26 protein-coding genes, 1 tRNA gene and 1 pseudogene are annotated in these 25,020 nt (G+C 66.9%); 21 read left to right on the forward strand and 7 right to left on the reverse strand.

Annotated features, from left to right (window positions below):
- Nucleotides 1–4: 4 nt before the first annotated feature.
- From C6A86_RS24710 to C6A86_RS24720, 3 genes are read right to left on the reverse strand one after another with little or no spacing between them, the layout of a single operon-like run.
- Nucleotides 5–853 (reverse strand): NAD(P)-dependent oxidoreductase, encoded by an 849-nt coding sequence (locus tag C6A86_RS24710; RefSeq protein ID WP_105365205.1) that lies wholly within the window; start codon nt 851–853, stop codon nt 5–7.
- The gene (locus tag C6A86_RS24715) at nt 850–1,611 is read right to left on the reverse strand and encodes an SDR family oxidoreductase (RefSeq protein ID WP_057167781.1); all 762 of its coding nucleotides are present in this window, start codon (nt 1,609–1,611) and stop codon (nt 850–852) included. The genes C6A86_RS24710 and C6A86_RS24715 overlap by 4 nt, the downstream gene beginning before the upstream one ends.
- A gap of 54 nt (nt 1,612–1,665) precedes the next feature.
- On the reverse strand, nt 1,666–3,132 hold the full coding sequence (locus tag C6A86_RS24720) for an aldehyde dehydrogenase (RefSeq protein WP_105365204.1): 1,467 nt from the start codon (nt 3,130–3,132) through the stop codon (nt 1,666–1,668).
- 197 nt (nt 3,133–3,329) lie between these two features.
- Between C6A86_RS24720 and C6A86_RS24725 the strand changes: the two genes are divergently transcribed.
- From C6A86_RS24725 to C6A86_RS24765, 9 genes are all read left to right on the forward strand, one after another.
- Nucleotides 3,330–3,947, forward strand: a complete 618-nt coding sequence (locus C6A86_RS24725; RefSeq protein WP_105365203.1) for a TetR/AcrR family transcriptional regulator — start codon at nt 3,330–3,332, stop codon at nt 3,945–3,947.
- A gap of 16 nt (nt 3,948–3,963) precedes the next feature.
- On the forward strand, nt 3,964–5,166 hold the full coding sequence (locus C6A86_RS24730; protein WP_105365202.1) for a cytochrome P450: 1,203 nt from the start codon (nt 3,964–3,966) through the stop codon (nt 5,164–5,166).
- 12 nt (nt 5,167–5,178) lie between these two features.
- Nucleotides 5,179–6,003: an SDR family oxidoreductase gene (locus C6A86_RS24735; protein ID WP_105365201.1), complete on the forward strand. Its 825-nt coding sequence runs from the start codon at nt 5,179–5,181 to the stop codon at nt 6,001–6,003.
- Nucleotides 6,000–7,358, forward strand: coding sequence for a cytochrome P450 (locus C6A86_RS24740; RefSeq protein WP_105365200.1), 1,359 nt, complete (start codon nt 6,000–6,002; stop codon nt 7,356–7,358). The genes C6A86_RS24735 and C6A86_RS24740 overlap by 4 nt, the downstream gene beginning before the upstream one ends.
- 4 nt (nt 7,359–7,362) lie before the next feature.
- Nucleotides 7,363–7,569, forward strand: coding sequence for a ferredoxin (locus tag C6A86_RS24745; protein ID WP_105365199.1), 207 nt, complete (start codon nt 7,363–7,365; stop codon nt 7,567–7,569).
- A 12-nt stretch (nt 7,570–7,581) separates the two neighbouring features.
- The gene (locus C6A86_RS24750; RefSeq protein WP_105365198.1) at nt 7,582–8,121 is read left to right on the forward strand and encodes a hypothetical protein; all 540 of its coding nucleotides are present in this window, start codon (nt 7,582–7,584) and stop codon (nt 8,119–8,121) included.
- 97 nt (nt 8,122–8,218) lie between these two features.
- The gene (locus C6A86_RS24755; protein ID WP_105365220.1) at nt 8,219–9,349 is read left to right on the forward strand and encodes an NDMA-dependent alcohol dehydrogenase; all 1,131 of its coding nucleotides are present in this window, start codon (nt 8,219–8,221) and stop codon (nt 9,347–9,349) included.
- Nucleotides 9,350–9,355: 6 nt separating this feature from the next.
- Nucleotides 9,356–9,784 carry a nuclear transport factor 2 family protein gene (locus C6A86_RS24760; RefSeq protein ID WP_105365197.1) on the forward strand — a complete coding sequence of 143 codons (429 nt, stop codon included), beginning with the start codon at nt 9,356–9,358 and terminating at the stop codon, nt 9,782–9,784.
- Nucleotides 9,785–9,788: 4 nt separating this feature from the next.
- Nucleotides 9,789–10,637, forward strand: a complete 849-nt coding sequence (locus C6A86_RS24765) for an SDR family NAD(P)-dependent oxidoreductase (protein WP_233213159.1) — start codon at nt 9,789–9,791, stop codon at nt 10,635–10,637.
- A gap of 5 nt (nt 10,638–10,642) precedes the next feature.
- Here the strand turns inward: C6A86_RS24765 and C6A86_RS24770 are convergent, their stop codons facing one another.
- Nucleotides 10,643–11,611: an acyl-ACP desaturase gene (locus tag C6A86_RS24770; RefSeq protein WP_105365196.1), complete on the reverse strand. Its 969-nt coding sequence runs from the start codon at nt 11,609–11,611 to the stop codon at nt 10,643–10,645.
- Between the two features lie 167 nt (nt 11,612–11,778).
- Between C6A86_RS24770 and C6A86_RS24775 the strand changes: the two genes are divergently transcribed.
- Nucleotides 11,779–12,183: an HIT family protein gene (locus C6A86_RS24775; protein WP_199196345.1), complete on the forward strand. Its 405-nt coding sequence runs from the start codon at nt 11,779–11,781 to the stop codon at nt 12,181–12,183.
- On the opposite strand, the gene C6A86_RS24780 is transcribed toward C6A86_RS24775, so the two are convergent.
- Nucleotides 12,171–13,535, reverse strand: coding sequence for a cell wall metabolism sensor histidine kinase WalK (locus C6A86_RS24780; RefSeq protein WP_304466030.1), 1,365 nt, complete (start codon nt 13,533–13,535; stop codon nt 12,171–12,173). The two genes, C6A86_RS24775 and C6A86_RS24780, sit on opposite strands and share 13 nt — an antisense overlap.
- Nucleotides 13,536–13,757: 222 nt before the next feature.
- On the reverse strand, nt 13,758–14,486 hold the full coding sequence (locus C6A86_RS24785; RefSeq protein ID WP_105365193.1) for a response regulator transcription factor: 729 nt from the start codon (nt 14,484–14,486) through the stop codon (nt 13,758–13,760).
- Nucleotides 14,487–14,578: 92 nt separating this feature from the next.
- Here C6A86_RS24785 and C6A86_RS24790 point away from each other — a divergent pair, with 92 nt between their 5' ends.
- From C6A86_RS24790 to C6A86_RS24800, 3 genes are all read left to right on the forward strand, one after another.
- Nucleotides 14,579–15,613, forward strand: a complete 1,035-nt coding sequence (locus C6A86_RS24790) for a hypothetical protein (protein WP_105365192.1) — start codon at nt 14,579–14,581, stop codon at nt 15,611–15,613.
- Nucleotides 15,614–15,631: 18 nt separating this feature from the next.
- Nucleotides 15,632–15,706, forward strand: a tRNA-Thr gene (locus C6A86_RS24795).
- A gap of 42 nt (nt 15,707–15,748) precedes the next feature.
- A complete protein-coding gene (locus tag C6A86_RS24800) occupies nt 15,749–16,153 on the forward strand; it encodes an HNH endonuclease (RefSeq protein WP_105365191.1) in 405 nt (134 codons plus the stop codon).
- Here C6A86_RS24800 and C6A86_RS24805 read toward each other — a convergent pair.
- Nucleotides 16,150–16,863, reverse strand: a complete 714-nt coding sequence (locus C6A86_RS24805; RefSeq protein WP_304466029.1) for a GntR family transcriptional regulator — start codon at nt 16,861–16,863, stop codon at nt 16,150–16,152. The genes C6A86_RS24800 and C6A86_RS24805 overlap by 4 nt on opposite strands.
- A gap of 123 nt (nt 16,864–16,986) precedes the next feature.
- On the opposite strand from C6A86_RS24805, the gene C6A86_RS24810 reads away from it, so the two are divergent.
- From C6A86_RS24810 to C6A86_RS24845, 8 genes and pseudogenes are all read left to right on the forward strand, one after another.
- On the forward strand, nt 16,987–17,664 hold the full coding sequence (locus tag C6A86_RS24810; protein WP_105365189.1) for a phosphonatase-like hydrolase: 678 nt from the start codon (nt 16,987–16,989) through the stop codon (nt 17,662–17,664).
- A 15-nt stretch (nt 17,665–17,679) separates the two neighbouring features.
- Nucleotides 17,680–18,639: a phosphate/phosphite/phosphonate ABC transporter substrate-binding protein gene (locus tag C6A86_RS24815; RefSeq protein ID WP_105365188.1), complete on the forward strand. Its 960-nt coding sequence runs from the start codon at nt 17,680–17,682 to the stop codon at nt 18,637–18,639.
- Nucleotide 18,640: 1 nt separating this feature from the next.
- Nucleotides 18,641–19,459: a phosphonate ABC transporter ATP-binding protein gene (gene phnC / locus C6A86_RS24820; RefSeq protein ID WP_105365187.1), complete on the forward strand. Its 819-nt coding sequence runs from the start codon at nt 18,641–18,643 to the stop codon at nt 19,457–19,459.
- Nucleotides 19,456–21,042, forward strand: coding sequence for a phosphonate ABC transporter, permease protein PhnE (phnE, locus tag C6A86_RS24825; protein WP_105365186.1), 1,587 nt, complete (start codon nt 19,456–19,458; stop codon nt 21,040–21,042). Before phnC ends, phnE begins: the two co-directional genes overlap by 4 nt.
- Nucleotides 21,018–22,035 (forward strand): annotated as a pseudogene (locus C6A86_RS24830) (zinc-binding dehydrogenase). The gene phnE and the pseudogene C6A86_RS24830 overlap by 25 nt, the downstream one beginning before the upstream one ends.
- Nucleotides 22,036–22,078: 43 nt before the next feature.
- Nucleotides 22,079–22,444, forward strand: a complete 366-nt coding sequence (locus C6A86_RS24835; RefSeq protein WP_105365184.1) for a hypothetical protein — start codon at nt 22,079–22,081, stop codon at nt 22,442–22,444.
- A 122-nt stretch (nt 22,445–22,566) separates the two neighbouring features.
- Nucleotides 22,567–24,546 carry a DUF4185 domain-containing protein gene (locus C6A86_RS24840; RefSeq protein WP_105365183.1) on the forward strand — a complete coding sequence of 660 codons (1,980 nt, stop codon included), beginning with the start codon at nt 22,567–22,569 and terminating at the stop codon, nt 24,544–24,546.
- 2 nt (nt 24,547–24,548) lie between these two features.
- Nucleotides 24,549–25,016: a hypothetical protein gene (locus tag C6A86_RS24845; protein WP_233213158.1), complete on the forward strand. Its 468-nt coding sequence runs from the start codon at nt 24,549–24,551 to the stop codon at nt 25,014–25,016.
- The last annotated feature ends 4 nt before the right edge of the window (nt 25,017–25,020 follow it).

Raw genomic sequence — 25,020 nt, forward strand, 5'->3', positions numbered from 1 at the left:
CTCACTACTCCTTAGTGTGCGGTACTCCGAGACCGTCGGCCAGGCGCTGCAAAGCCACCTCAGCCAACGGAAGATCCACTCCCACAGCCTCACCGAGCCCAAGGGCCAGCGCCAGGTCCTTCTCGCCGAGACCGCGGGTATGGGTGAACATGTCGAACAACCAGTGGTCGGGGGCCAGCGGTGACATGTCGTCGCGCAGGATGATCGCGCCGGGCCCACCGCTCTGCGCATCGCTGTGCCGGACCACCCGGCCCAGCTTCTGCAGATCGATCCCGGCGGCCTGCGCCAGGAACTGAGCCTCGTTGGCGGCGGCGAACCCGATGAACGTCAGCATGTTGCGGGCCAGCTTCATCCGGGTGCCCGCACCCGGTTCGCCGGCGCGCACCACCAGCGAGGCCCACTTCTTGAACACCGGCTTGACCGTGTTGTAGGCCTCTTCGTCGGCGCCGACCATGACGGCCAGCTCACCCTTGTCTGCGGCACCGGCTCCCCCGCTGACCGGCGCGTCCACGATGTGAATGCCTTTGGGCCGCAACTGCTCGGCCAGCTCGGGCGCGGTCGCGGGCTCGATGGTGGAGTGGATCGCGATCACGGTGCCCGCCGCGGCGTGCTCGCCGAGCTGGGTCACCACGTCGCGCACCTGGGCATCGTTGAGCACCGTGACACTGATGACGTCGGCCGCTGAGACTCCAGCGACATCGTCCGCAAGATTCGCCCCCAGTTCGGCCAGCGGTGTCATCGCCTCGGTGCGGACGTCGAAGACGATCAGCCCGCCCGGCCAGTCGGCCAGCCGCTTGGCCATCGGGGCACCCTGGTTGCCCAGACCGATGTACCCCAGCTTCGGCTCGCTCATGACCGGATGATCTGTCCGCCGTCGACGTTGTAGATCTGGCCGGTGATCCACTTGGCCTGGTCCGACAACAGGAACAGGCACATGCCCACGAGATCCTCCGGCTGGCCCATCCGGGACAGCGGGATTCCCTTCACGATATCGGCGACCATCTCCTGCGGTGTGGTGGTGCGGTTGGCCTCGGTGTCGATCGGCCCGGGCGCGATCGCATTGATGCGGATGTTCTGCCCACCGAGTTCCCGGGACAGCTGTTGGGTCAGCCCGTTGATACCGACCTTGGCCAGACCGTAGAAGTTGGCGTACATCCAGGCCGCCGTGGAGGACTGGTTGATGATCGCTCCGCCACCGCGCTTGGCCATCTTCTTGTAGACCGCGCGGGTGCACCACAGCGCGCCGTCGAGGTTGACGCTCATGAACTTGCGGTAGTACTCGGGGTCGACGGTGACCAGGAAGTCCAGCTTCATGCCACCGAAGATGGCCGCGTTGTTGACCAGGTAGTCGATACCACCGAACTCCGAAAGTGTCTGTGCCGCCATCTCCCTGGCCGACTCCGGGTCGGACACGTCGACCCGCACGGCGAGCGCGTTGCCGCCCTCGCCCTTGATACCGTCGGCGACCTTCTGGGCGCCTTCGAGGTTGATATCGGCCACGACCACGGCCGCACCCTCGCGTGCCAGCGCCTCGGCGTACACCTGACCGATGCCGCCACCGGCACCGGTGATGATGCCGACCTTGTCCTTGAATTCCGGGTATTGCGCCATGATTTCCTCTCGCCGAGCCGGCGGGCCGGCAGCCGTTTGTGTGAGTGTGTGTGTCTAGGTCGCGATGGTCGCGATGAGTTTGGTTTCCAGGTATTCCTCGAAGCCGGCCACACCCATCTCGCGGCCGACCCCGGATTGCTTGTAGCCGCCGAACGGCGCGTCCGCGGAGTACCAGACACCGCCGTTGACGTTCACGGTGCCCACCCGGAGCCGTGACGCCACGGCCTGGGCGCGGTCGTCGTCGCCGAACACCGTGCCCGACAGGCCGTACGGGGAATCGTTGGCGATGCGCACCGCGTCGTCGTCACCGTCGTGGGCGATCACCGTCAACACCGGGCCGAAGATCTCCTCACGCGATACCTTGGCCGAGTTGTCCAGTCCGGCAATCACGGTCGGTTCGATATAAAAACCACGATCGATGTCCGCAGGCCGTCCGCCACCACAGGCGAAGCGGCCGCCTTCGGCGATCGCGGAGTCCAGGTAGCCCTGGATACGGTCGCGCTGACGCGCCGAGATCACCGGGCCGCACACGGTGCGCTTGCTGTTGGGGTCCCCCGGCTTGATACCGCCGAGCGTTGCCGCCGCAGCCTCGACCGCCTCGTCGTACGTGGCCCTCGGGACGACCAGCCGGGTGGTGATCGCACAGCCCTGCCCGGCGTGCATGGCGACGGTGAAGGCCGCCATGGCGCAGGCACCGCCCAGGTCGGCGTCGTCGAGCACGATGAAGGCCGACTTGCCGCCGAGCTCCAGGAACACCTTTTTGATGGTCACCGCCGAGTCCGTCATCACGGCCCGGCCGGTGTTGGTCGATCCGGTGAACGACACCATGTCCACCCGCGGGTCTTTGGACAGCAGCGCGCCGACGCCGTGATCATCGGAGGTGACGATGTTGATCACGCCGGCCGGAAAATCGGTGTGCTCGGCGATGATCTCACCGAGCACGGCGGCCATCCACGGGGTGTCCGGGGCGGGCTTGAGGATCAGCGTGTTGCCGGCGGCCAGCGCCGGGCCCACCTTGGCCAGGTTGATCTGGTGCGGGAAGTTCCACGGGGTGATGGCGCCGACGACGCCGACGGCTTCCCGCGCGACCACGCGATTGGTCGGAATGCCCTGCGGTGTCGCATATCCCAGATCGGAGCGCCACGCGTAGTTCTCGGCGGTGTCGGCGGAGAACGCCAGATCCTCGATCGGCCCCTCCAATTGGGCTCCCGAGGTCAACATCCGCGGAGCTCCCACCTCGCTGATCGTCAGCTCCCGCAGGTCCTCCAGATTGGCCTGCATCGCTTCGCGGAGCTGGCGCAGGCAGCGCACCCTCAGTTCGGTGTTGGTGGACCAATCGGTGTCGTCGAAGGCGGCACGCGCGGCGCCGATGGCCGCGCTCATGTCCGCTTCGTCGGCGTTGGCCGCAACACCCAGTACCTCTTCGGTGGCGGGGTTGACCGTCTCGAACGTTCCCCCGCTTCCGGCGACGAGCTTGCCGTCTATGAACAACCGGCTCTCGCGATCCGCCAGAATCGACATCCCACTCCTAGGTTTTGGTGCCCGATATTCTCTGGACAAGTGTCCGACAACAATCCACCGCACCATAACCTCAGGCGCGCGGCGGTGGCAAGGCCGATCGTGTTCGCCCCGCACCCCGTTGCGTCATCGACCCAGTTGTGCTGGCAATTTCGGAGGATCGCTTGCTCATCGCCGACCCTTTCCGATAACTTGGACATGTGTCCAGCGATTCGGTGGTTGCCGTCACAGCCCAGACAGACGGCGAGCCAGTGGGAACGCCGCGCAACCGGCGTCAGGAAGAGACCTTCCGCAAGGTGCTCGCAGCCGGTGTCGAGATGCTGCGCGAGTCGTCCTACGCCGACCTCACGGTGCGCGCCGTCGCCGCCCGCGCCAAGGTCGCGCCGGCCACCGCGTACACCTACTTCTCGTCGAAGAACCATCTGATCGCCGAGGTCTATCTCGACCTGGTCAAGCAGGTCCCGTACTTCACCGACGTCAACGACTCGATGACCACCCGCGTCGACAAGGCGGTACGCGCCCTGACCCTGGTCGTCGCCGACGAACCCGAGGTCGCCGCCGCCTGCACCACCGCCCTGCTCGGTGGGGGCAGCGACCCCGCGGTCCGCACCGTCCGCGACCGCATCGGTGCCGAGATTCACAAGCGCATCCGTTCGGCGGTCGGCCCCGACGCCGACCCCCGCATCGTCTCAGCCCTGGAGATGACGTTCTTCGGTGCGCTGGTCAACGCCGGCAGCGGCGCGTTCACCTACCACCAGATCGCCGACCGGCTCACGTATGTGGTCGGCCTGCTCCTCGGAGAGGACAAAACAGCATGAGCCTCGGAGAGAACCGTTGAGCCTCGAAACAGCCCCGCCGATCCTCGATCCCTACGACTACGACTTCCACGAGGACCCGTACCCGTACTACAAGCGCCTGCGCGACGAAGCCCCGCTCTATCACAACGAGGAGCGCAACTTCTGGGCGCTGTCGCGGCACAAGGACGTGGTGGCCGGCTTCCGCAACAGCGTCACCCTGTCCAACAAACACGGTGTGTCACTGGATCCGATCTCCCGCAACGACGAAGCCCACCGTGTCATGTCGTTTTTGGCCCTCGACGATCCCGGCCATCTTCGCCTGCGCACGCTGGTATCGAAGGGCTTCACCCCGAGGCGCATCCGCGAGCTCGAAGGACGGGTTACCGAGATCGCCCACCAGCATCTGGATGTGGCACTGCAGAGCGCCTCGTTCGACTTCGTCGACGAGTTCGTGGGCAAGCTGCCGATGGACGTCATCTCCGAACTGATGGGGGTGCCGGACGAGGATCGGGTCCGGATCCGAGCCCTCGCCGACGGTGTGATGCACCGCGAGGACGGCGTCGCCGACGTGCCCACCTCGGCCATCGAGGCCTCCGGCGAACTGCTGGTCTACTACGCCGACATGGTCAAGCAGCGCCGTAAGCACACCTCCGATGATCTGACCTCGGCGCTGGTGGAGGCCGAGATCGACGGGGACAAGCTCACCGACGACGAGATCATGGCGTTCCTGTTCCTGATGGTCGTCGCGGGCAACGAGACGACGACCAAACTCCTTGCCAATGCCGCATATTGGGGCTACAAGAACCCCGACCAGCTGGCCCCGGTGTTCGACAACCACGACCTGGTGACACCGTGGGTGGAAGAGACGCTGCGTTATGACGCCTCCAGCCAGATCCTGGCGCGCGCGGTCGTCGAAGACCTCACGTTCTATGACACCGTCGTCCCCGCGGATGACGTGCTGGTGCTGCTGATCGGCTCCGCCAACCGCGACGAGCGGGTCTTCGAGAATCCCGACGAGTACCGCATCGACCGCGAAATCGGGCCGAAGCTGGTGAGTTTCGGCAGCGGCGCCCATTTCTGCCTCGGCGCGCATCTCGCGCGCATGGAGGCCAGGGTCGCACTGACCGAGTTGTTCAAGCGAATCCGCGGATATGAGGTCGACGAGGCCAATGCCGTCCGCGTCCACTCCAGCAGCGTCCGCGGTTTCGCTCATCTCCCCATCACAGTCCAGCTCCGCTGAAAGGCCCGCTGAATGCCCCGTTTTGATCCCCTCCCCGACCGTCGTCCCGCCCTGGTCGCCGGCGCTTCCTCCGGCATCGGGGAGGCGACCGCGATCAGACTCGCCCGCAACGGTTTCCCGGTCGCCCTCGGCGCCCGCCGGGTGGAAAAGCTCGATGAGATCGTCGCCAAGATCCGCGCCGACGGCGGCGAGGCCATCGCCGTACACCTCGATGTCACCGACCCGGATTCGGTGAAGGCGGCCGTCGAACAGACCACCTCCGAACTCGGCGATATCGAGGTTCTGGTGGCCGGCGCCGGCGATACCTACTTCGGCAAGCTGGACTCGATCAGCACCGAGCAGTTCGATTCGCAAATCCAGATCCATCTGGTCGGCGCCAACCGGGTGGCCGGCGCGGTGCTACCCGGCATGATCGAGCGCCGCCGCGGCGACCTGATCTTCGTGGGATCCGATGTCTCGCTGCGCCAGCGGCCGCATATGGGTGCCTACGGTGCGGCCAAGGCCGCCCTGGTGGCGATGGTCAACAACTACCAGATGGAACTTGAGGGCACCGGCGTGCGCGCGTCGATCGTGCATCCGGGACCGACCAAGACCTCCATGGGCTGGAGCCTGCCCGCCGAACTGATCGGTCCTGCACTTGAGGACTGGGCCAAGTGGGGACAGGCGCGCCACGACTACTTCCTGCGCGCGGACGATCTCGCGCGGGCCATCGCTTTTGTCGCCGAGACGCCACGCGGCGGCTTCATCGCGAACATGGAACTCCAGCCCGAGGCTCCGCTGTCCGACGTCAAGGACCGCCAGCAACTCGCCCTCGGCGAAGAAGGAATGCCGTCATGACACTGAAGGAAGTGGAACGCGTCTCGGGTGGCGAGGCGGAAGAGCACGGTCACCTGGAGGAATTCCGCACCGATCCCATCGGCCTGATGTGGCGCGTCCGCAACGAGTGCGGGGACGCCGGCTGGTTCCAGCTCGCCGACAAGCAGGTCGTGCTGCTGTCCGGCGCCGAAGCCAACGAGTTCTTCTTCCGCTCCAGCGACAGCGAGCTCAACCAGGCCGAGGCCTACCCCTTCATGACCCCGATCTTCGGTGAGGGCGTGGTGTTCGACGCCGATCCCGAGCGCCGCGCCGAGATGCTGCACAACACCGCGCTGCGCGGTGAGCAGATGAAGGGCCATGCCGCGACCATCGAGAACGAGGTCAAGAAGGTCATCGCCGATTGGGGCGACGAAGGCGAGATCGAGCTGCTCGACTTCTTCTCGGAGCTGACGATCTACACCTCGACGGCCTGCCTCATCGGGTTGAAGTTCCGCGAGCAGCTCGACAGCCGCTTCGCCCAGTACTACCACCAGTTGGAGCGCGGCACCGACCCGCTCTGCTACGTCGATCCCTACCTGGACATCGAGAGCTTCCGCATCCGCGACGAGTCGCGCGTCAAACTCGTTGCGCTGGTGCAGGAAATCATGGATGGCCGGATCGCCAACCCGCCCACGGACAAGAGCGACCGCGACCTGCTCGATGTGCTGGTCTCGATCAAGGATGACGAGGGCAACCCGCGGTTCACCGCCAACGAGGTCACCGGCATGTTCATCTCGCTGATGTTCGCCGGTCACCACACCAGTTCGGGCACCTCGTCGTGGACGCTGATCGAACTGCTGCGCCATCCCGACTTCTACGCGCAGGTCCAGACCGAGCTCGACGAGCTCTACGCCGACGGCCAGGAGGTGAGTTTCCATGCGCTGCGCCAGATCCCGAAGATCGACAACGCACTCAAGGAGACACTGCGCCTGCATCCGCCGCTGATCATCCTGATGCGGGTCGCCCAGGACGAGTTCGAGGTCGCCGGCCATCCGATCCACAAGGGTCAGATGGTGGCCGCCTCGCCGGCGATCTCCAACCGGATTCCCGAGGACTTCCCGGACCCGGATGCCTTCGATCCCAGCCGCTACGAGAAGCCCCGCCAGGAAGATCTGATCAACCGGTGGACCTGGATCCCCTTCGGCGCGGGCAAGCACCGCTGCGTCGGTGCCGCGTTCGCGCAGATGCAGATCAAGGCGATCTTCTCGGTTCTGCTGCGCGAGTATGAGTTCGAGCTGTCGCAGCCGCCGGAGAGCTACCAGAACGACCACTCCAAGATGGTCGTGCAGCTGGCGCAGCCGGCCAAGGTGCGCTACCGCAAGCGCGCGAAGGGTTAGTTCGGTGGGCTGCTACCGAATAGAACTCGACGAGGACCTGTGCCAGGGCCACGCCATGTGCGAGCTGGAGGCCCCGGATGTGTTCCGGGTGCCCAAGCGCGGCGTCGTCGAGATCCTCGACCCCGAACCCCCCGACGAGCTCCGCGATGCCGTGGAGCTGGCAGTCGACATGTGTCCCACCCGAGCCCTTACCCTGATCGAAAAAGACTAGGAGACAATGACAATGGCGTCACGCGAACAATTGGAAGACTGGGTCGCCCGCTGGCTCAAGGCCAACCAGGACGCCGAGGCGGCCGGTGACTGGAAACCGTTGGCGGACTTCTACACCGAGGATGCCACCTACGGCTGGAACATCGGCCCCAAGGAAGACGTCATGTGCGTCAACCGCGACGAGATCCGCGATGTCGCGCTCGGCCTGGAGATGGAAGGCCTGGAGAACTGGGTCTACGAGTACCAGAAAACTCTCATCGACGAGAAGCAGAACGAGATCGTCGGCTTCTGGAAGCAGATCGCCAACAAGAGCGACGGCACCAGCGATGAGATCTACGGGATCGGCGGCAGCTGGTTCCGGCTGAATGACGACCTACTCATCGAGTGGCAGCGGGATTTCTTCGACTTCGGGCACGTGCAGAAGGCCTTCCTGAAGCTCATCGAGTCCGGTGACCTCACGCCCACCATGCAGAAGCGCATCGAGCGTTCGATGGCCGGCGAGAAACTCCCGGGCTACTACCCGCTGGGCGAGGCACCCGTCCCCATCTGGTGAAAAACCCGGCCAAGCAGTTGCTTGGGGGTGGCTGTGACGCACGTAACTAATGGCTCTAGTCTGGGGGCATCGAAGCTCTAGTGGAAGGCACATGCGGATGAAGACCAAAGGCGCTCTCATCAGGGAGTTCAACCAGCCCTGGGCGATCGAGGAGATCGAGATCGGCGACCCCGTGAAGGACGAGGTCAAGATCCAGATGGAAGCCTCGGGAATGTGCCACTCGGATCACCACCTGGTGACCGGGGACATTCCGATGGCCGGCTTCCCGGTGCTCGGCGGCCACGAGGGCGCCGGGATCATCACCGAGGTCGGCCCCGGGGTCGAAGGCCTCGAGCCCGGCGACCACGTGGTGCTCTCCTTCATCCCGTCGTGCGGTGCGTGCCCGTCGTGTCAGGCTGGCCTACGTAACCTCTGCGACCTGGGGGCGATGCTGCTGCAGGGCACCGCCGTCTCGGACAACACCCACCGCATCCACACCGCCGACGGCGCCCCCGTAATCCCGATGACGCTGCTGGGAACCTTCAGCCCGTACATGGTGGTGCACAAGAGTTCCGTGGTGAAGATCGATCCGTCCATCCCGTTCGAGGTCGCCTGCCTCGTCGGCTGCGGCGTCACCACCGGCTATGGCTCCGCCGTGCGCAGCGCCAATGTCCGCCCGGGCGACGACGTGGTCATCGCCGGTATCGGCGGCGTCGGCATGGGCGCACTGCAGGGCGCACTGAACGCCGGCGCCCGCAACATCTTCGCCGTCGACCCGGTCGAGTGGAAGCGCGATCAGGCCCTGAAGTTCGGCGCCACCCACGCCTACCCCGACATCTTCGCCGCGATGGCAGGCGTTGCCGAGGTCACTGCCGGCCGGATGGCCTCCAAGACCATCATCACCACCGGTGAGCTGCACGGTGAGGAGATCGACAACTACCTCAACATCACCGCCAAGGGCGGTACGTGCGTGGTGACCGCGGTCGCCAACATGGCCAAGTCCGATGTGACGCTGAACCTGTCGATGCTGACCCTGCTGCAGAAGAACCTGCAGGGCACCATCTTCGGCGGCGGTAACCCGCATCACGACATCCCGCAGTTGCTGTCGATGTACAAGGCCGGGCGTCTCAACCTCGACGACATGGTCACCCGCCAGTACAAGCTGGAGCAGATCAACGACGGGTACAAGGACATGCTGGAGGGCCGCAACATCCGTGGCGTGATCCGCTACACCGACGCCGATCGGTAGCGAGTCATGACCGAAACGGTACTGGCACCGGTTGTCGCAGCGTCACGGAACTCGTGGCGCTGCGTGCAATCCGGTGACCGGGAGGGCTGGCTGGCGCTGATGTCGGAGGACATCGTCGTCGAAGACCCGATCGGCGAGGCCGTCACCAACCCGGACGGCACCGGGGTACGGGGCAAGGAGGCACTGGCCGCGTTCTACGACGCGAACATCGGACCCAACACCCTGACGGTCACCTGCGAGGAGACGTTCCCGTCCAGTTCGCCGACCGAGATCGCCTACATCCTGGTGCTGCGCACCGAGTTCCCGAACGGGTTCGTTGCGACCGTGCGCGGGGTGTTCACCTACCAGGTCGATGACGCCGGGCTGATCACCAACCTGCGCGGCTACTGGAACATGGATGCGATGACGTTCTCCGAGGTGGAGAAAGCCGATTAGTGGTTTGCTCGCCGGCCGCGCCGCTGTCGTGGTCGGCGGCACCCGCGGTATCGGCTTGGCCGTTGCCGAACTGCTCGCCGCGCAGGACGCGCGGGTCGTCGTCAACGGACGCGACCCGGATGCTGTCTCCGAAGCCGCACACCGTGTTTCGGGTATCGGCTATCCCGGTTCGCCGGCCGATCCGCAGGTCGCCGACGGGCTGATCGACGCGTGCGTGGCCGAGTTCGGCAGCATCGACATCCTGATCAACTGTGCGGGCACCGCCGAACCCGCCGGTTCCTCGATCCTGAACGTCACCAGCGCACAGTTTCACGATCTGCTCGATGCCCACCTGGGCACCACGTTCGAGATCGCCAGGGCGGCAGCGCCGCACATGGTGAGACAGGGCGGTGGTGCCATCGTCAACACCAGTTCGTTCGCGTTCCTCGGCGACTACGGAGGCACCGGCTACCCGGCGGGCAAGGGCGGCGTCAACGGCCTCACCCTGGCCGTCGCAGCCGAACTCAAGGCCTACAACGTGCGGGCCAACGTGGTCTGCCCGGGAGCCCGGACCCGACTGTCGACCGGTGCCGACTACGAACAGCACGTCACCGAACTCAACCGCCGTGGGCTCCTCGACGACGCCAGCCTGGCTGGTGCGCTGGACGCCGGGCCGCCCGAATACGTCGCCCCCACCTACGCGTATCTCGCCAGCGATCTGGCCAAGGATGTCACCGGCCGGATTTTCATCGCCGCGGGCGGGTTCGTCGGCGAGTTCGCGCGCCCGGCACCGGGTTTCATCGGCTACCGCGACCACCACGACACCGCGCCGTACACCGTCGAAGAAGTGCACGAGCTGATCGGTACGCGGTAGCCGGCTCAGCTGACCCGCAACTCGCGCCGGGCCGCCTCCCGGGCGAGCAGCCGATCGCGCTGTTCCTCGAACCGGACCACATTGACCGCCAGGCCCTCCAGGAAGGTCGCCAACTGGTCGCGGCGCGCTTCACCCGTGGCGCTGAAATCCGTGCGATCGAAGATCCGCCATTTGCGCAGCACCGGCATCACCACCTCGTCCAGGTGCTGGCGCAGGTCATAGATTCCGTGCTTGGCCATGATCACCCCGTTACGCCGGAAATCGGGCATTCCCTGCCCGGGCATCCGGAAATTCTCCACGACGGCTGCCACCGCATCCAGTGTCTGATCCGGTGAAAGATCCAGGGCCGCATCACAAATATTGCGGTAGAAGATCATGTGGAGGTTCTCATCAGCCGCGATCCGGCCCAGCAGCCGATCCGCGATCGGGTCGTCGCAGACCCTTCCGGTGTTGCGGTGGCTCACCCTGGTGGCCAGTTCCTGGAACGTCACATAGGCGACCGACATCAGGAAGTCCGAATCATATTTGGACAGTTCTTCTTTGGTGGCCGCGAATCCGTTCGTCACATGCTCCATCCGGGCCCGCTCCAGCGCAGCCAGATCCACGGCGCGGGTGACCACCAGGTAGTCGCGGATGGCAATACCGTGCCGGTTCTCCTCGGCGGTCCAACGGTTCACCCACGCACCCCACGGACCGTCCTGGGAAAAACTGCCCGCGGCCTGGCGGTGGTAGGACGGCAGGTTGTCCTCGGTCAGCAGATTGGTGATCATCGCCGCGCGCGCCACCTCACCGAGCGAGGACTGCCCGGGTTCCCAGTCCGCGCCGCCGGTGGCCGCGAAATTGCTGCCCTCCTGCCACGGCACATAGTCGTGCGGGTACCAGTCCTTGGTGGTGGCCAGATGCCGATTGACGTTGTCCTCGGCAATCGATTCAAGCTCGTGCAACAGCACAGCATCGGTCATCGGTTTCTGCATGAGCCAAACATCCCGTCGGAATCGTCCAAGTCGCCGCTGAGGGCTACGGATCACCGACTTGTGGCTCCAGCACGTCGGTTTCTGCGGAGTGCGCCGAGGTGGCGGTCAAGATCAGCATAAATGGCGCGGCCGTGAATTGGCTGAGCGACCCGCCTATGCTCGACCGCATGGCGACCGTATTCACCATGATCATCAACGGCGATATCCCTGGTCGATTCGTCTACGAGGACGACGAGATCGTCGCGTTCCTGACGATCGAGCCGATGACTCAGGGCCACACGCTGGTCGTGCCGCGCGCCGAGGTGGACAACTGGCAGGACCTCGACCCCGCCCTGTTCGGCCGGGTGATGGCCGTCGCGCAGCGGATCGGCAAGGCGGTGTGCGCGGCCTTCGACGCCGAGCGCGCCGGTGTGATCATTGCCGGCCTGGAGGTGCCGCACCTGCATGTGCATGTGTTCCCGGCCCGCAACCTCAGCGATTTCGGCTTCGCCGGCGTCGACCGCAATCCGTCACCGGAGTCCCTGGATGAGGCGCAGGCCAAGATCAAGGCCGCGCTGGCTCAGCTGGACTGAGCCGCGGCTTCCACGATTCTGGGCAGGCTGACCCGGAACCGGCAGCCCTGCCCCGGTGCGGTGTCCACCGATACCGCACCGCCGTGGGCGTCGACCAGCGAGTCGACGATCGACAGGCCCAACCCGAAGCCTCCGCTGGCACGCGTCCGCGAGGAGTCGGCGCGGTAGAAGCGCTCGAAAACCCGCTGCGCGTCCTCGGCATTCATGCCGGGCCCCTCATCGCACACCTCCAGCACCGCGTTGTTCTCGTCGGTGCCCACCCGGACCGTGATACCGGCCGACGTCGGGGTGTGTTGCACCGCATTGGACATCAGATTGCTGAACACCTGGCGCAGACGGGCCTCGTCCCCCAGCACCTCGGGGGTGCCCGGGCCGTCGAACACCTCCATCCGGATCTTGCGCTCCGGCGCCACCGTCTGCGCATCGTGCACCGCATCGCTGGCCAGTGCCAGCAGATCCACCCGGTGCTGGTCGAGCGGACGCTGTTCATCCAGGCGGGCCAGCAGCAGCAGATCCTCGACGAGCAGGCCCATCCGACCGGCCTCACTCTCGATGCGCCCCATCAACATGTCGGTGTCGCGGGCCGCACCCTGGCGGTACAACTCGGCGTACCCGCGGATGGTGGTCAGCGGGGTCCGCAGATCATGGCTGGCATCGCCGACGAAACGCCGCATGCGTTCCTCCGATTCGCGTGCCATTTCCGCCGACTGCGCCGAGGACGCCATCGCGCGCTGTATCTGCGCCAGCATCCCATTCAGCGCCAACGACAGGCGCCCCACCTCGGTGCGCGGATCGCGTTGCGGCACACGCCGATCCAGCTCACCGGCGGCTATCGCGGCGGCGGTCTGCTCCACCTCGGCGAGCGGGCGCAGGCTGCGCCGCACCACCGCGTAGCCGACCACTCCGAGCACCAACAGCACAGCCGCTCCGATGGCGAACTGCGACCAGATCAGGGCCCGCATGGTGGATTCGACCTCGGTCAGATCGATGGCGACGGTGGTCAGCTCACCGTCGGGGCCACGCACCGTGACCGCGCGCCACTCCACCTCCGAGGCGTCATCGGAGCCGACCGTCACCGGGTTCGGGCCGACATCGTTGTTCGCGGGCAGCACCGGGTCGGACACACCGTTCTTGACGGCCAGCCGGACGCTGCCGTCGGCGTCGGTGCCGCGGACGTAGAAGTTCGACGGCGGATAGGCCGGGCTCGGATCGGGCGTGTGCGTGGGCGTCATCATCGGTGCCCGCGCCCAGCCACTCGATGCCTCCAACAGCGTCTGGTCGATGCGCTGAATCTCGGTGTGCCGCATCAGCGACGTGACCGCCACCCCGGACGCCAGCAAGCCCAGGCCCACCAGAACCAGGGTGGCCGCGACCAAACCGACCCGTAGCGGAACTCCGCGGAGCCTGCCCCCGTCGCTTCGCTCGCCCGGACGGTTTTCCCCGTCGCTTCGCTCGCCCGGATGGTTTTCCCCGTCGCTTCGCTCGCCCGGATGGTTTCCCCCGTCGCTTCGCTCGCCCGGATGGTTTCCCCCGTCGCTTCGCTCGCCCGGGTAACCCTTGGTCATCCCCCGCGACTAGCGCGGTTCACGCAGGACGTAGCCCACGCCTCGCAGCGTGTGCAGCAGTCGTCTGTCGCCGGTGTCGATCTTGCGGCGCAGATAGGAGACGTAGGACTCGACGACGTTGACGTCACCGCCGAAGTCGTAGCGCCACACGTGGTCGAGGATCTTGGGCTTGCTCAGCACGGTGCCCGCGTTGATGACGAAGTAGCGCAGCAGGGTGAACTCGGTGGGCGACAGCGACACCGGTTCGCCGGCCTTCCACACCTCGTGGGTCTCCTCGTCGAGTTCGATATCGGCGAAGGACAGCCGGGCATTGCGGGGTTCTTCGACGCCGCGGCCGACGCGGCGCAGGATGACCCGCAGCCGAGCCACCACCTCTTCGAGGCTGAACGGCTTGGTGACGTAGTCGTCACCACCGAGGGTGAGGCCGGTGATCTTGTCCTGCAGATTGTCGCGGGCGGTGAGGAACAGCGCAGGGGCGTCGATACCGTCGGCGCGCATCCGGCGCAGCACGCCGAACCCGTCCATGCCGGGCATCATCACATCCAGGATCACCGCGTCGGGCCGGATCTCGCGGGCCTTGTCCAGCGCATCGGTGCCGCTGGAGGCGGTGTGCACCTCGAAACCCTGGAACTTCAGACTCACCGACAGCAGCTCGACGATATTGGTCTCGTCGTCGACGACGAGCACCCGCGCCTCGGGGATGCTGTCCGCTGATTCCGATATTGCCGCCATCGCCATTCCTACAGAGTCCTCCCTCTGGATGAAGCCAAGCTGCGTAGTAGCTGTGAACTTGCTGATAATGCGGTTGGGCGTCGCCCTAGACTGACGACATGAACCTGGCCAACTCGATCGTGCAGGTTGCTACGGCCCCGGTCCGGGTCGGCCTCGCCGTCGCCGATCTGGGGCTCAACATCGCAGGTGGCACCCTCAAGGTCGTCCAGCGGTCGCTCAACGACGCGAGCCCGTCCACCGGCACCACCGGCTTTGCGGCGATGCTCGGCATCGACGATGCCGTCGACCGGGCGAACCGGCTGGCCCGGCTGATGGACGATGACGCCCCGCTGGGCCGGGCACTGGCCCCGGAGGGCCCGCTCAATCAGTTGCTCCGCCCGGGCGGGCTGGTCGACCAGCTCACCGCCCCCGGCGGACTGCTGGACCGGCTCAACGCCCAGAGCGGACCGGTCGCCCGCGCCCTCGCCCCGGACGGCCTGATCGACCAGGTGACCGCCGAGGGCGGGCTGGTGGATCGGCTGACCGTCGAAGGTGGGGTTGTCCAGCGGGTGATCGCCCCCGGCGGGCTGGCCGATCGGCTGCTGGCCGACGAGGGTCTGGTGGAACGTGCACTGCGTGAGGACGGCGTCGCCGAACAGCTGCTCTCCGAGAACGGTCCGGTGGGCCGCGCCCTGGCCAAGGGCGGGCTCGTCGACCAGATCACCGCCGAGGGCGGCCTGATCGACCGGCTCACCACCGACAGCGGCGCGCTGTCCCGGGTGATCGCCCCCGGCGGGCTGGCCGATCAGCTGCTCGCCGACGACGGGCTGATCGAACGGATTCTGCGCGAGGACGGTGTGGCCGACACCCTGCTGTCCGAGGGCGGGCTGCTGGACACCCTCACCGATCCAGACGGTCCGCTGCTCAAGCTGGCCGATGTCGCCGACACCCTGAACCGGCTGGCGCCCGGGCTGGAGGCACTCGCCCCGACGATCGACGCCCTGCACGAGGCCGTCATCACGCTCAGCCAGGTGGTCAACCCGCTGAGCAATATCGCCGGACGCATCCCGCTGCCGCGGCAGCGCAGCCGGCGCAGTAGCAGCAGCGGCCCGCGAGCCGTGGTCTCCGAACGGATCATCGACGAGGACCGCTAAGCTATCCGGCGTAACAACGCCTCCGTAGCTCAGTGGTAGAGCGGCGCTCTTGTAAAGCGTAGGCCGTCGGTTCAATCCCGACCGGGGGCTCCACGCGGTATCCGACTTGTCGGTGTCCACCCGTAGTGTCGACCTATGAGACTCTGCCTCGGCTGCGGCGCAACGCTTTCGAAGCGCAGCCAGAAGATCTACTGCAGCAATGTCTGTCAGGCGGCGGCGCGCCGTAGCGCAAGTACGAAACTGTGGCTGGAGTCCGGAGAGGCCAAAGTTCGCGGTGAGCGCGGCAACTACATTCGGGTCCACATCGCCGCCGAGCAGTCAGGTTGCTGCGCAATATGCGGCGGTGACACTTCGTGGGCCGGCCAGCCGCTGACATTGATCCTCGACCACATCGACGGCAACCCGGACAACAACCGCCGCGACAACCTGCGCCTGGTCTGCCCGAACTGCGATTCCCAGCTGCCGACCTACAAGAGCCGCAACCGCGGCAGCGGACGCGCCTTCCGCCGTCAGCGCTATGCCGAGGGCAAGTCCTTCTAGCGGTCCTCCATGGTGATGGTGAACGTCATCCGGTCGCCCCGGTACAGCGAGCGCCGCTGCTCGATCGGGACACCGTGCTGGTCATAGGACACCCGGTTCAGCAGGAACATCGGGGTGCGCGCATCGACGGTCAGCAGGGCCGACTCCCGGGCATCGGGCAGCGCGGTGTCGATGGTGTCGACGGTGCGCCCGAATATCACTCCCCTGCTGCGTATTTCGGCGTACAGCGAGGTCCGGTAGTCGAAGGTCTCACGCAGGTCCGGGTAGCGATGCGCGGGTAGCTTCGAGGTTTCCAGCCCGACCCGCACCCCGTCGGTGGTGAACACCCGCTCCAACTGCAGGATCGGTGCACCCACCTCGACGTGCAGCACACCGGCCAGCGCCTCATCGGCATCGAAGGTGGTCCAGCCGACCAGGAACCGGTCCACGCTGTGCCCCTCGTCGCGGGCGGCCTCGGTGTAGGACCCCATGCCCAGCGGTTGCAGTAGCTTGGGCGCGGCGACCACGGTCGTGCGCCCACGCCGTTCGACGCGGCCGGCCAGAAGAAGTTCGCGCACCGCTTGGCGCACCGTCTCGCGGGCCACGTCGAACATGTCGGCGATCTCGCGTTCGGCCGGGAACGGGTCGCCCACCTGCAGCCCGTCCAACAGCCGATCGAGCTGCGCGCGCACGACCTGATGCTTCAGCACCCGCGGCTGCGCACTGCTCATCACCCTTCTGACCATAGCAAACGTTGGCATAGACCATGGTCTAGACCAAGACGTCGAAGGGTGTTCACCGAGCGTTCGCGATCGATACACGCCTTGGTATAGACCAACTGTCAGGGTGGGCTCATGCACACGATCGAACTCGCCGTTCTCGACATGGCAGGCACCACCGTGACCGATGACGGACTGGTACTGCGCGCCTTCGACGAAGCGGCCACGGCCGTCGGGGTCCCCGACTCCGGCGAGGAACGTGAGGCCGCGCGCACCTACGTCCGCGACACCATGGGCCAGTCCAAGATCAAGGTGTTCCGGCACCTCTTCGGCACCGAGGACCGTGCCCAGCGGGCCAACGCGACCTTCGAACAGGTCTATACCGACAGCATCGACGGCGGCGTCGCGCCGGTGCCCGGCGCCACCGAGGCACTCGCCCGACTGCGCGCGGCCGGAGTGAAGGTCGCGCTCACCACCGGCTTCAGCGCAGGCACCCAGCAGCGCATCATCGACGCGCTCGACTGGGCCGATATCGCCGACCTGGTGCTCGCCCCCGGGGACGGCGGGCGCGGGCGCCCCTACCCCGACCTGATCCTGAACTCGCTGCTGCGCACCGGTATCGACGATGTCGCCAAGGTCGCCGTGCTCGGCGACACCTCCAGCGACATCCTGTCCGGCCTGCGCGCCGGGGCCTCGGTCGTCGCAGGCACCCTGACCGGCGCGCACGGCGCCGACGCCCTGAACGCCGCCGGTGCCACCCACGTGGTGGCCTCGGTCGCAGATTTCCCCGCACTCTTCCTCCCCCAGAACTGAAAGGTTTTCTCAGACATGAAGATCCGTATCGCCGCGGCGGCGGCCGCAGCCGCCGCCCTCACCCTGTCCGGCTGTTCCGGCAGTGATTCCGGCTCCGAGTCCGCCAACGCCCAGGGCTTCCCGGACACCATCACCCTGGCCGCCATCCCGGCCGAGAACTCCTCGGACCTCAAGGCCAGCTACGAACCCCTGATCAAGCTGCTGGAGAAGGAGACCGGCTCCACAATCGAGTTCGTCCAGGCCTCCGACTACGCCGGTGTCGTCGAGGGCATGATCGCCGACAACGTCGACCTCGCCTTCTTCGGCCCGTTCGCCTATGTGGTGGCCAAGGTCAACGGCGCCAAGATCACCCCGCTCGGCGCGGTGATCGGCGAGGAGGGCGAGCAGCCCGGCTACCAGTCCTACGGACTGACCCGCTCCAATGTCGCGGATATCAACGGCCTCAAGGACTTTGCCGGCAAGAAGGTCTGTTTCGTCGATCCCAGCTCGACGTCGGGCTACCTGTACCCGACGGCAGGGCTCATCGAGGAAGGCGTCATCACCTCCGGGTCGGAGGCCGACGTGTCGGCCGCCATGTCACCGGTCTTCGCCGGCGGCCATGACGCCTCGGCGCTGTCCATCGCCAACGGTGACTGCGATGCCGGTTTCGCGTTCGACACGATGGTCGACCAGACCATGATCGAGAAGGGCGACCTGCAGCCCGGTCAGCTGAAGACGGTGTGGAAGTCGGAGATGATCGCGGGCTCGGTGTTCGCGGCCAACGACTCGCTGGGCCCCGAGGCGATCGACAAGCTCACCGCCCTGTTCACCGAGAAGGTGAACGTGGAAAGCCTTGAGGCCGAGGGCTTCTGCAAGGGCGACGAATGCCGCATCACCGACGAGCGCGCCTGGGGTGTCGTCCCGGCCTCCGACTCCGACTACGACGGTGTGCGCCACGTCTGTGACGTCACCGGCTCCGAGAAGTGCAAGGGCTGACATGACGCTCCCGGCCGGCCCCGGCCATCCCGTCGCGGGCGACGATCTGGTCGTCGTCGCCCGCGGCGTCACCAAGCGATTCGGCGACACCCTGGCGCTGAACAACGTCTCCATCGATGTCCGGCGCAGCGAACTGCTGGTGCTGCTCGGGCTCTCCGGTTCCGGGAAATCGACACTGCTGCGGTGCTTCAACGGACTACACCCGGTCACGTCCGGCCAGATCGAGGTCGGCGGCACCCGGGTCGACCAGGCCTCGGCGGCTCAACTTCGGGCATTGCGTACCCGGGTGGGTTTCGTGTTCCAGCATTTCAATCTGGTCGGCCGGCTCAGCTGCCTGGAGAACGTGCTCATCGGCGGTCTGGGTCAGCTCCGGTTCCCCCGCTACGGCGCCCTGACCTACCCGAAGCACATGCGGGCGGCCGCCATGTCCCACCTCGACCGGGTCGGCCTGGCCGACTTCGCCGAGCGCCGCGCCGACACGCTGTCCGGCGGCCAGCAGCAACGGATCGCCATCGCACGCACGCTCATGCAGCGTCCCGCGCTGTTGCTGGCCGATGAGCCGGTCGCCTCACTCGACCCCGAGAATGCCGGTGTCGTCATGGATCTGCTGTTCCAGATCTGTGTCGAGGAGAAACTCACCGTGGTCTGCACCCTGCATCAGGTCGACCTCGCACTGGGCTGGGCACACCGGCTGGTGGGTCTGCGCAACGGCGAGAAGGTGCTCGACCGGCCCGCCGTCGGCATGACCCGCGACGAGGTGATGGCGATCTACCAGCGCGTCGACCCGGCCGTCGACCCGGCCGTGAAACAGCGGACGTGACCGTACCCGTCGCGGACCGCCCCACCGCCGCCGGTCGCGACCGGCGGCCGCGTCCGGACCTGCTGCACCTGGTCGCGGTGGCGGCGCTGATCGCCACCCTGCTGTCGGCGTGGTCGATCGACTTCTTCCCGTCCGAACTCATCGACGGATTCGACGACATCGTGCGACTGCTGGAGCGCATGCTGCCGCCGCGCCTCGACGACCCCGGCCGCATCGGCGTGCTGGCCGTCGAAACCCTGTTGATGGCGGTGCTGGGCACCGTCCTCGCCGCGATCGTCTCGGTTCCGTTGGCGTTCATGGCCGCCCGCAACACCACGCCGCACCCGGCCGTCTACGCCGCGGCCAGGGCGATCATCACGTTCTGCCGGGCCATGCCGGATCTGCTCTTCGCGGTGCTGTTCGTGCGCGCGCTCGGCATCGGAGTTCTCCCGGGCATCCTCGCCTTGGCGCTGCACTCCATCGGCATGCTGGCCAAGCTGTTCGCCGATGCCATCGAACAGACCGATCCCGGCCCCCGCGAGGCGGTCCGCAGCACCGGCGTCGGCTACTTCCGCGAGATGCTCAATGCCGTCATCCCCCAGGTCATCCCGTCCTGGATCGGCACGTTCGTCTACCGCATCGACATCAATCTGCGGATGTCGGTGGTGCTCGGTTTCGTCGGCGCCGGCGGTATCGGCTTCGCGTTGCAGGACGCCCTGCGCGGTCTGATCTATCCGCGGGCGCTCGGCATCGTCTGCGTCATCCTGGTGATCATCGTCGCGATGGAACTGCTGTCTATCGTGATCCGGCGAATGTTGTTGGCGCCGGCACAGTCCGACCCACGGCGTGTCCGGGCCATGCGATTCGCGTTCTCCGGCCTGCTCGTCGGCACGGTCATCGCGTCCTTCGTGGTGCTGCGGATCAATCCGCTGTCGTTGTTCACCTGGATCATTCCGTCGGCCGAGGTGTTCACCCGGATGATCCCGCCCAACTTCAGCGCGCTGGGTTGGGACCTGTTCGACGCTGCCGCGCAGACCGTCGCGATCGGCGTGGTGTCCACCGCGATCGGCGTGGTGCTGTCCATACCGGTGGGAATCCTGGCCGCCCGCAACGTCTCTCCCAGCTCCACCGTGTACTGGCTGGCCCGCGGCTGGATCCTGGCGGTGCGCGCGGTACCCGAACTGATCCTGGCCGTGGTGTTCGTCGCCGCGCTGGGCCTGGGGCCCATCGCGGGTACCTGTGCCCTGGCCATCGGATCGGTGGGATTCCTGGCCAAACTCGTCGCCGACGCGGTCGAGGAGATCGATCCCGGACCGATGGAGGCTGTCCGCTCGGTGGGCGGCGGATGGTGGAAGACGTTGTTCTCCGCGGTGGTTCCGCAGTCGATGCCCGCGCTCGTCGGCTCGAGTCTCTACCTGTTCGACGTCAACATCCGCACCTCCACGGTGCTGGGCATCGTGGGCGCCGGTGGGGTGGGCTTCCTGCTCTTCGAGTCGATCCGGACGCTGAACTTCGATGTGGCCGGCGCGATCGTGATCATCATCTTCGTCATTGTGTACTCGATCGAAAGGCTGTCCGGATGGATACGTTCGCGCCTGGTGTGACCACCGCCGCGGTGTGGACGGGCGGATCCGCCATCTCGCTCGAAGAAGGTCGACATCCCGCCGTTACGGGACGGCGAGACCCTGGTCCGGGTACGGCTGGCCACCATCTGCGGCAGCGACCTGCACACCGTGACCGGGCGGCGGCCCGCGCCGTGCCCGTCGGTGCTCGGGCACGAGGCCGTCGGTGACGTCATCGCGGTGGGGCCCGGCGCGAGCGCGGAACGCGGACAACGCATCGTCTGGTCGGTGACGGTGAGCTGCGGCGAATGCTGCCGGTGCCGAGCCGGTCGCACGGCCAAGTGCACGGCGGTGCGCAAGACCGGTCACGAACCCTTTCACGGGGACTGGCCACTGTCGGGCTCCTACGCCGAGCACATCGTGCTGCCCCGCGGGACCACCGTGGCCGTGGTGCCGGCCCGGATGCCCGACGCCGTCGCCGCGCCGGCGGCCTGCGCGACGGCCACGGTGATGGCGACGCTGGAAGCCGCCGGGCCGTTGTCGGGCAAGCGGGTACTGATCGGCGGTGCCGGAATGCTCGGCCTCACGGCCGTCGCGGCATGCCTGGACGCCGGCGCGCAGGTACAGGTGATCGACAATCATCCCGACCGGCTCGCACTGGCCACCGGATTCGGGGCGCTGCCCAGCGACGGCGCACCCGTCGACGTGGCCATCGATTACACCGGCTCCACCGATGCGGTGGGTGGTGCGCTGGCCCGACTCGATATCGGGGGCGTGCTGGTGCTGGCCGGGTCGGTGCTGCCCGGACCCGCGCTGCCCGTGGATCCTGAGACACTCGTCCGGCGCTGGCTGACGATCACCGGGGTGCACAACTACGAGCCCCGGCATCTCCGTGCGGCGGTGCGATTCCTGGACCGCACCCTCGACCGGCATCCGTGGCACCGGCTGGTCTCCGCCCCGGTGCCGCTGGCCGACCTGTCGGCCGCGCTGCGCCCACCGCCGACACGGACGCTGCGCACCGCGGTAGCGCCCTGAGAGCTGTGTAGCTTCGGGGCAGACGCCCAGCAGGAGGTTCACCATGTCCGACGCCGGATTCTGGATCGCGTGGGGTCTGCCGACCCAGGGTCGCGAACCGCAGGCCCTCGACACGCTGAAGAAATCGCGGGCCTTCCTGGCCGAACTCGCCGAGACCGGCCGCATCGAACGGTACGACGCGGTGATCCTGCGGCCGCAGACCAGCGAACTCGGTGGCTTCTTCCTGGTACAGGGCAGCACCCAGCAGATCGACCAGCTGCGGCGCGACGCCGACTTCGAACGCTGGGTCAACCGGGTGCAGATCGTCGCCGACCGGGTGGGCATCGTCGACGCCTGGGTCAACGACGGCCTCGACGAGGCCACCGACCTGTACACCGACGCCCTGCGCGAGGCCGGTCTGATTCACTGAAGGACCAGATCACGTGCAACGCCTGTGACCCGTGGGGTATTTGCCTCTTCCACTATCGGCCGCGCTGAGGTTTGATGGACAGTACTTGTTGGGCCGGGGGCGGACAGCACGGAGGCACCCTCATGGGCTCAGCGGCATACATCGGCCGGGTCGGGGGCCTGGCCGTCGCACTCGGCGTCGGCACCGCGATCGCCACCGGTCACGGAATCGCCGCGGCCGCTCCCGGCGACTCGTCGGCCGGGTCCTCAGCTAAGGACTCCACCACAAGTTCCGCCGGAGCCGAGTCCACCTCCGGTTCCGGCGACACGACCGAATCCGGCGGCACCCAGACGGATACGAAGCCGGACGGCGCATCGCAGACCGACACCAGCACCGATCCGGGGAAGCCGGACAAGCCGAGCACCGTGAAGCCGCGGCCCAGCCTGCGCACGGCCGACAAGAAGCCGTTCTCGCCGAGGCGTGCCGGCCGGCCGGCGGCGTCCACCGCGGTCCCCGAAACGACGGCAACCGCAGCGCCGTCCACCGCAGCGGTGTCGACGACAGCACCCCTGGCTGCCGAACCCGTCCGGGCCGAAGACCCCGCCGACACTCTCCAGAGCGCGGACAAGGTGGCCGTCTTCGCCTCGGCTTCGGCCCTGGCATCGACGACCGCAACACAGGTCGAGCGCAGGGTCACGCCGATCGCGGCAGCGCCGCCGCACCCGTTGACGCCGGTCGTCAAGGTGGTGGCCAAGGTGCTGGACTGGGCGGCCGGTGCGGTTCCCGGGTCGCCGGCAAGCCCCACATTGGCCTGGACACTGCTGGCCTTCGCCCGCCGCGAGGTCGACAACCTGCTGACCCGGATGAACCCGTCGAGCGCGGTATCCACCGGAGGTGTTGCCACCGACACCTTCTCGCGGGCGCTGGCCGCGGTGAACCCGCGCCCGACCTTCCCCCGTCCGGGCTACCAGTTCAGCCAGTCCACCAGTTTCGTGGACTGGGTGACCGGGAACTGGGCACCGAACGACACCTTCAACCGGTACGGCATCTGGGGCACCGATATCGGGACCATGTGGGACAACGGAATTCCCGATGACCCGGCCACCCCCATCAACGAGAACCAGGTCCTCATCGCCTTCGGTGACACCTTCGGCGGACCGAACATGACCGGTACCTGGAGGTTGAACACGCTGTTCCGCAGCCCGGACCGCGACCTGTCGAACGGAATGGCCGTCCCGGACGGTCAGTGGCTCAACGGCAACATGTTCGGCGGGTCGCCGCTGTGGGAGGAGACTTACGCCCGCCAGATCATCCTGCCGGAGCGGCTGCCGCGTGGCCTGCCGACCGGGGTGACGCTCATTCCGACCGCGGGCATCTCGGTGCCCACCCCGGGCACCCAGTTCGGGGTCACCCAGTATCTCAGTTTCATGTCGGTCAAGCAGTGGGGCGCGGCCGGTTCCTGGTCGACGAACTACTCGGCGATCGCCTATTCGGAGGACAACGGCGAGAATTGGTACGTCGCGCCGCAGAGTGTGCGGACGAACTCGCCGGTCGGCGGTAACAAGAACTTCCAGCAGGCCGCCTTCGTGCGCCCCGGTGACGGTTTCGTGTACTCCTACGGCACGCCCAACGGGCGGCAGGGCCAGGCCTACCTCTCCCGGGTCGCCGAGGCCGACATCCTCAACGTCACGAAGTACGAGTACTACAGCAAGGGCAGCAAGGGCGGGTTGTTCGGGTGGGGCGCCTACAAGTCGGGCTGGTATCGCAACGACCCGTCGAAGGCCTCACCGATCTTCGGCAAGGAGAGCGGCGCGTGCGGCGTCGGTAAGGCCGGCAACCAGGTCAGCGAGATGTCGGTGCAGTACAACAAGACGCTCGGCAAATACGTGGCGATGCACGGCGATCAGTTCAACAACGTCATCCTGCGCACCTCCGACACTCCCGAGGGCGCCTGGTCCGGCCCGACCGTCGTGATGGGTCAGCAGGGCGGCGGTATCTACGCCCCGATGATGCACCCGTGGTCGCCGTCCACCCTGGGCACCGGTGACGACCTGTACTTCAACCTGTCGGTCTGGAACGACTACAACGTCTGGCTGGTCAAGACCGATCTCACCAAGCTGTAGCCGTGCGCGGCATCGTCATCGTCCTGCTCGGCGCAGCCTTCGCGTCGGCCTCTCCCGCACACGCCGAACCGGCTGTGCCGCAGCTGGACTCGGTGTGTGCACCGGATCTGGTCGCGGCCGCCACACTGCCACCGGGCACGTCGGCGCCGCTGGTCTGTTCGGGCGGACGCTGGCAGGCGACGGCGGCGCCCGCCGATCCCAGCGACCGCTGGGTCAGCTTCGGTCCGGCCATCGCGCTGCACGGTGAAGGTCTGCGCAACCCCAATCTGCTGCCGGGCACCTGGACCGCGACACCACTGGACCCGGACACCCGATGCGCGGCGACCCAGCAGACGGTCATCAGCGCGGGCGTCGTCGGACCTCCGGCCATCACCGAAGGCGCTCCGGGACAACAGCTTTCATTTGAGATCGCGCCCAGACTGTTCGATATCACCATGACCGGGCACTGCCTGTGGGTCCGCCACACCTAGACTC

This window comes from Mycobacterium sp. ITM-2016-00316 (assembly GCF_002968335.2).
GTDB lineage: Bacteria > Actinomycetota > Actinomycetes > Mycobacteriales > Mycobacteriaceae > Mycobacterium.

Bases quoted from the DNA above. Each gene is read 5' to 3' on its own strand.
- C6A86_RS24715 (WP_057167781.1), bottom strand. From the start codon at position 1,611: ATGGCGCAATACCCGGAATTCAAGGACAAGGTCGGCATCATCACCGGT.
- C6A86_RS24750 (WP_105365198.1), top strand. From the start codon at position 7,582: ATGGCGTCACGCGAACAATTGGAAGACTGGGTCGCCCGCTGGCTCAAG.
- C6A86_RS24805 (WP_304466029.1), bottom strand. From the start codon at position 16,863: ATGAGCAGTGCGCAGCCGCGGGTGCTGAAGCATCAGGTCGTGCGCGCG.
- C6A86_RS24790 (WP_105365192.1), top strand. From the start codon at position 14,579: ATGAACCTGGCCAACTCGATCGTGCAGGTTGCTACGGCCCCGGTCCGG.
- C6A86_RS24770 (WP_105365196.1), bottom strand. From the start codon at position 11,611: ATGCAGAAACCGATGACCGATGCTGTGCTGTTGCACGAGCTTGAATCG.
- C6A86_RS24735 (WP_105365201.1), top strand. From the start codon at position 5,179: ATGCCCCGTTTTGATCCCCTCCCCGACCGTCGTCCCGCCCTGGTCGCC.
- C6A86_RS24785 (WP_105365193.1), bottom strand. From the start codon at position 14,486: ATGGCGATGGCGGCAATATCGGAATCAGCGGACAGCATCCCCGAGGCG.
- C6A86_RS24810 (WP_105365189.1), top strand. From the start codon at position 16,987: ATGCACACGATCGAACTCGCCGTTCTCGACATGGCAGGCACCACCGTG.
- C6A86_RS24740 (WP_105365200.1), top strand. From the start codon at position 6,000: ATGACACTGAAGGAAGTGGAACGCGTCTCGGGTGGCGAGGCGGAAGAG.
- C6A86_RS24720 (WP_105365204.1), bottom strand. From the start codon at position 3,132: ATGTCGATTCTGGCGGATCGCGAGAGCCGGTTGTTCATAGACGGCAAG.
- C6A86_RS24760 (WP_105365197.1), top strand. From the start codon at position 9,356: ATGACCGAAACGGTACTGGCACCGGTTGTCGCAGCGTCACGGAACTCG.
- C6A86_RS24775 (WP_199196345.1), top strand. From the start codon at position 11,779: ATGGCGACCGTATTCACCATGATCATCAACGGCGATATCCCTGGTCGA.
- C6A86_RS24710 (WP_105365205.1), bottom strand. From the start codon at position 853: ATGAGCGAGCCGAAGCTGGGGTACATCGGTCTGGGCAACCAGGGTGCC.
- C6A86_RS24800 (WP_105365191.1), top strand. From the start codon at position 15,749: ATGAGACTCTGCCTCGGCTGCGGCGCAACGCTTTCGAAGCGCAGCCAG.
- C6A86_RS24840 (WP_105365183.1), top strand. From the start codon at position 22,567: ATGGGCTCAGCGGCATACATCGGCCGGGTCGGGGGCCTGGCCGTCGCA.
- C6A86_RS24755 (WP_105365220.1), top strand. From the start codon at position 8,219: ATGAAGACCAAAGGCGCTCTCATCAGGGAGTTCAACCAGCCCTGGGCG.
- phnC (WP_105365187.1), top strand. From the start codon at position 18,641: ATGACGCTCCCGGCCGGCCCCGGCCATCCCGTCGCGGGCGACGATCTG.
- C6A86_RS24835 (WP_105365184.1), top strand. From the start codon at position 22,079: ATGTCCGACGCCGGATTCTGGATCGCGTGGGGTCTGCCGACCCAGGGT.
- C6A86_RS24815 (WP_105365188.1), top strand. From the start codon at position 17,680: ATGAAGATCCGTATCGCCGCGGCGGCGGCCGCAGCCGCCGCCCTCACC.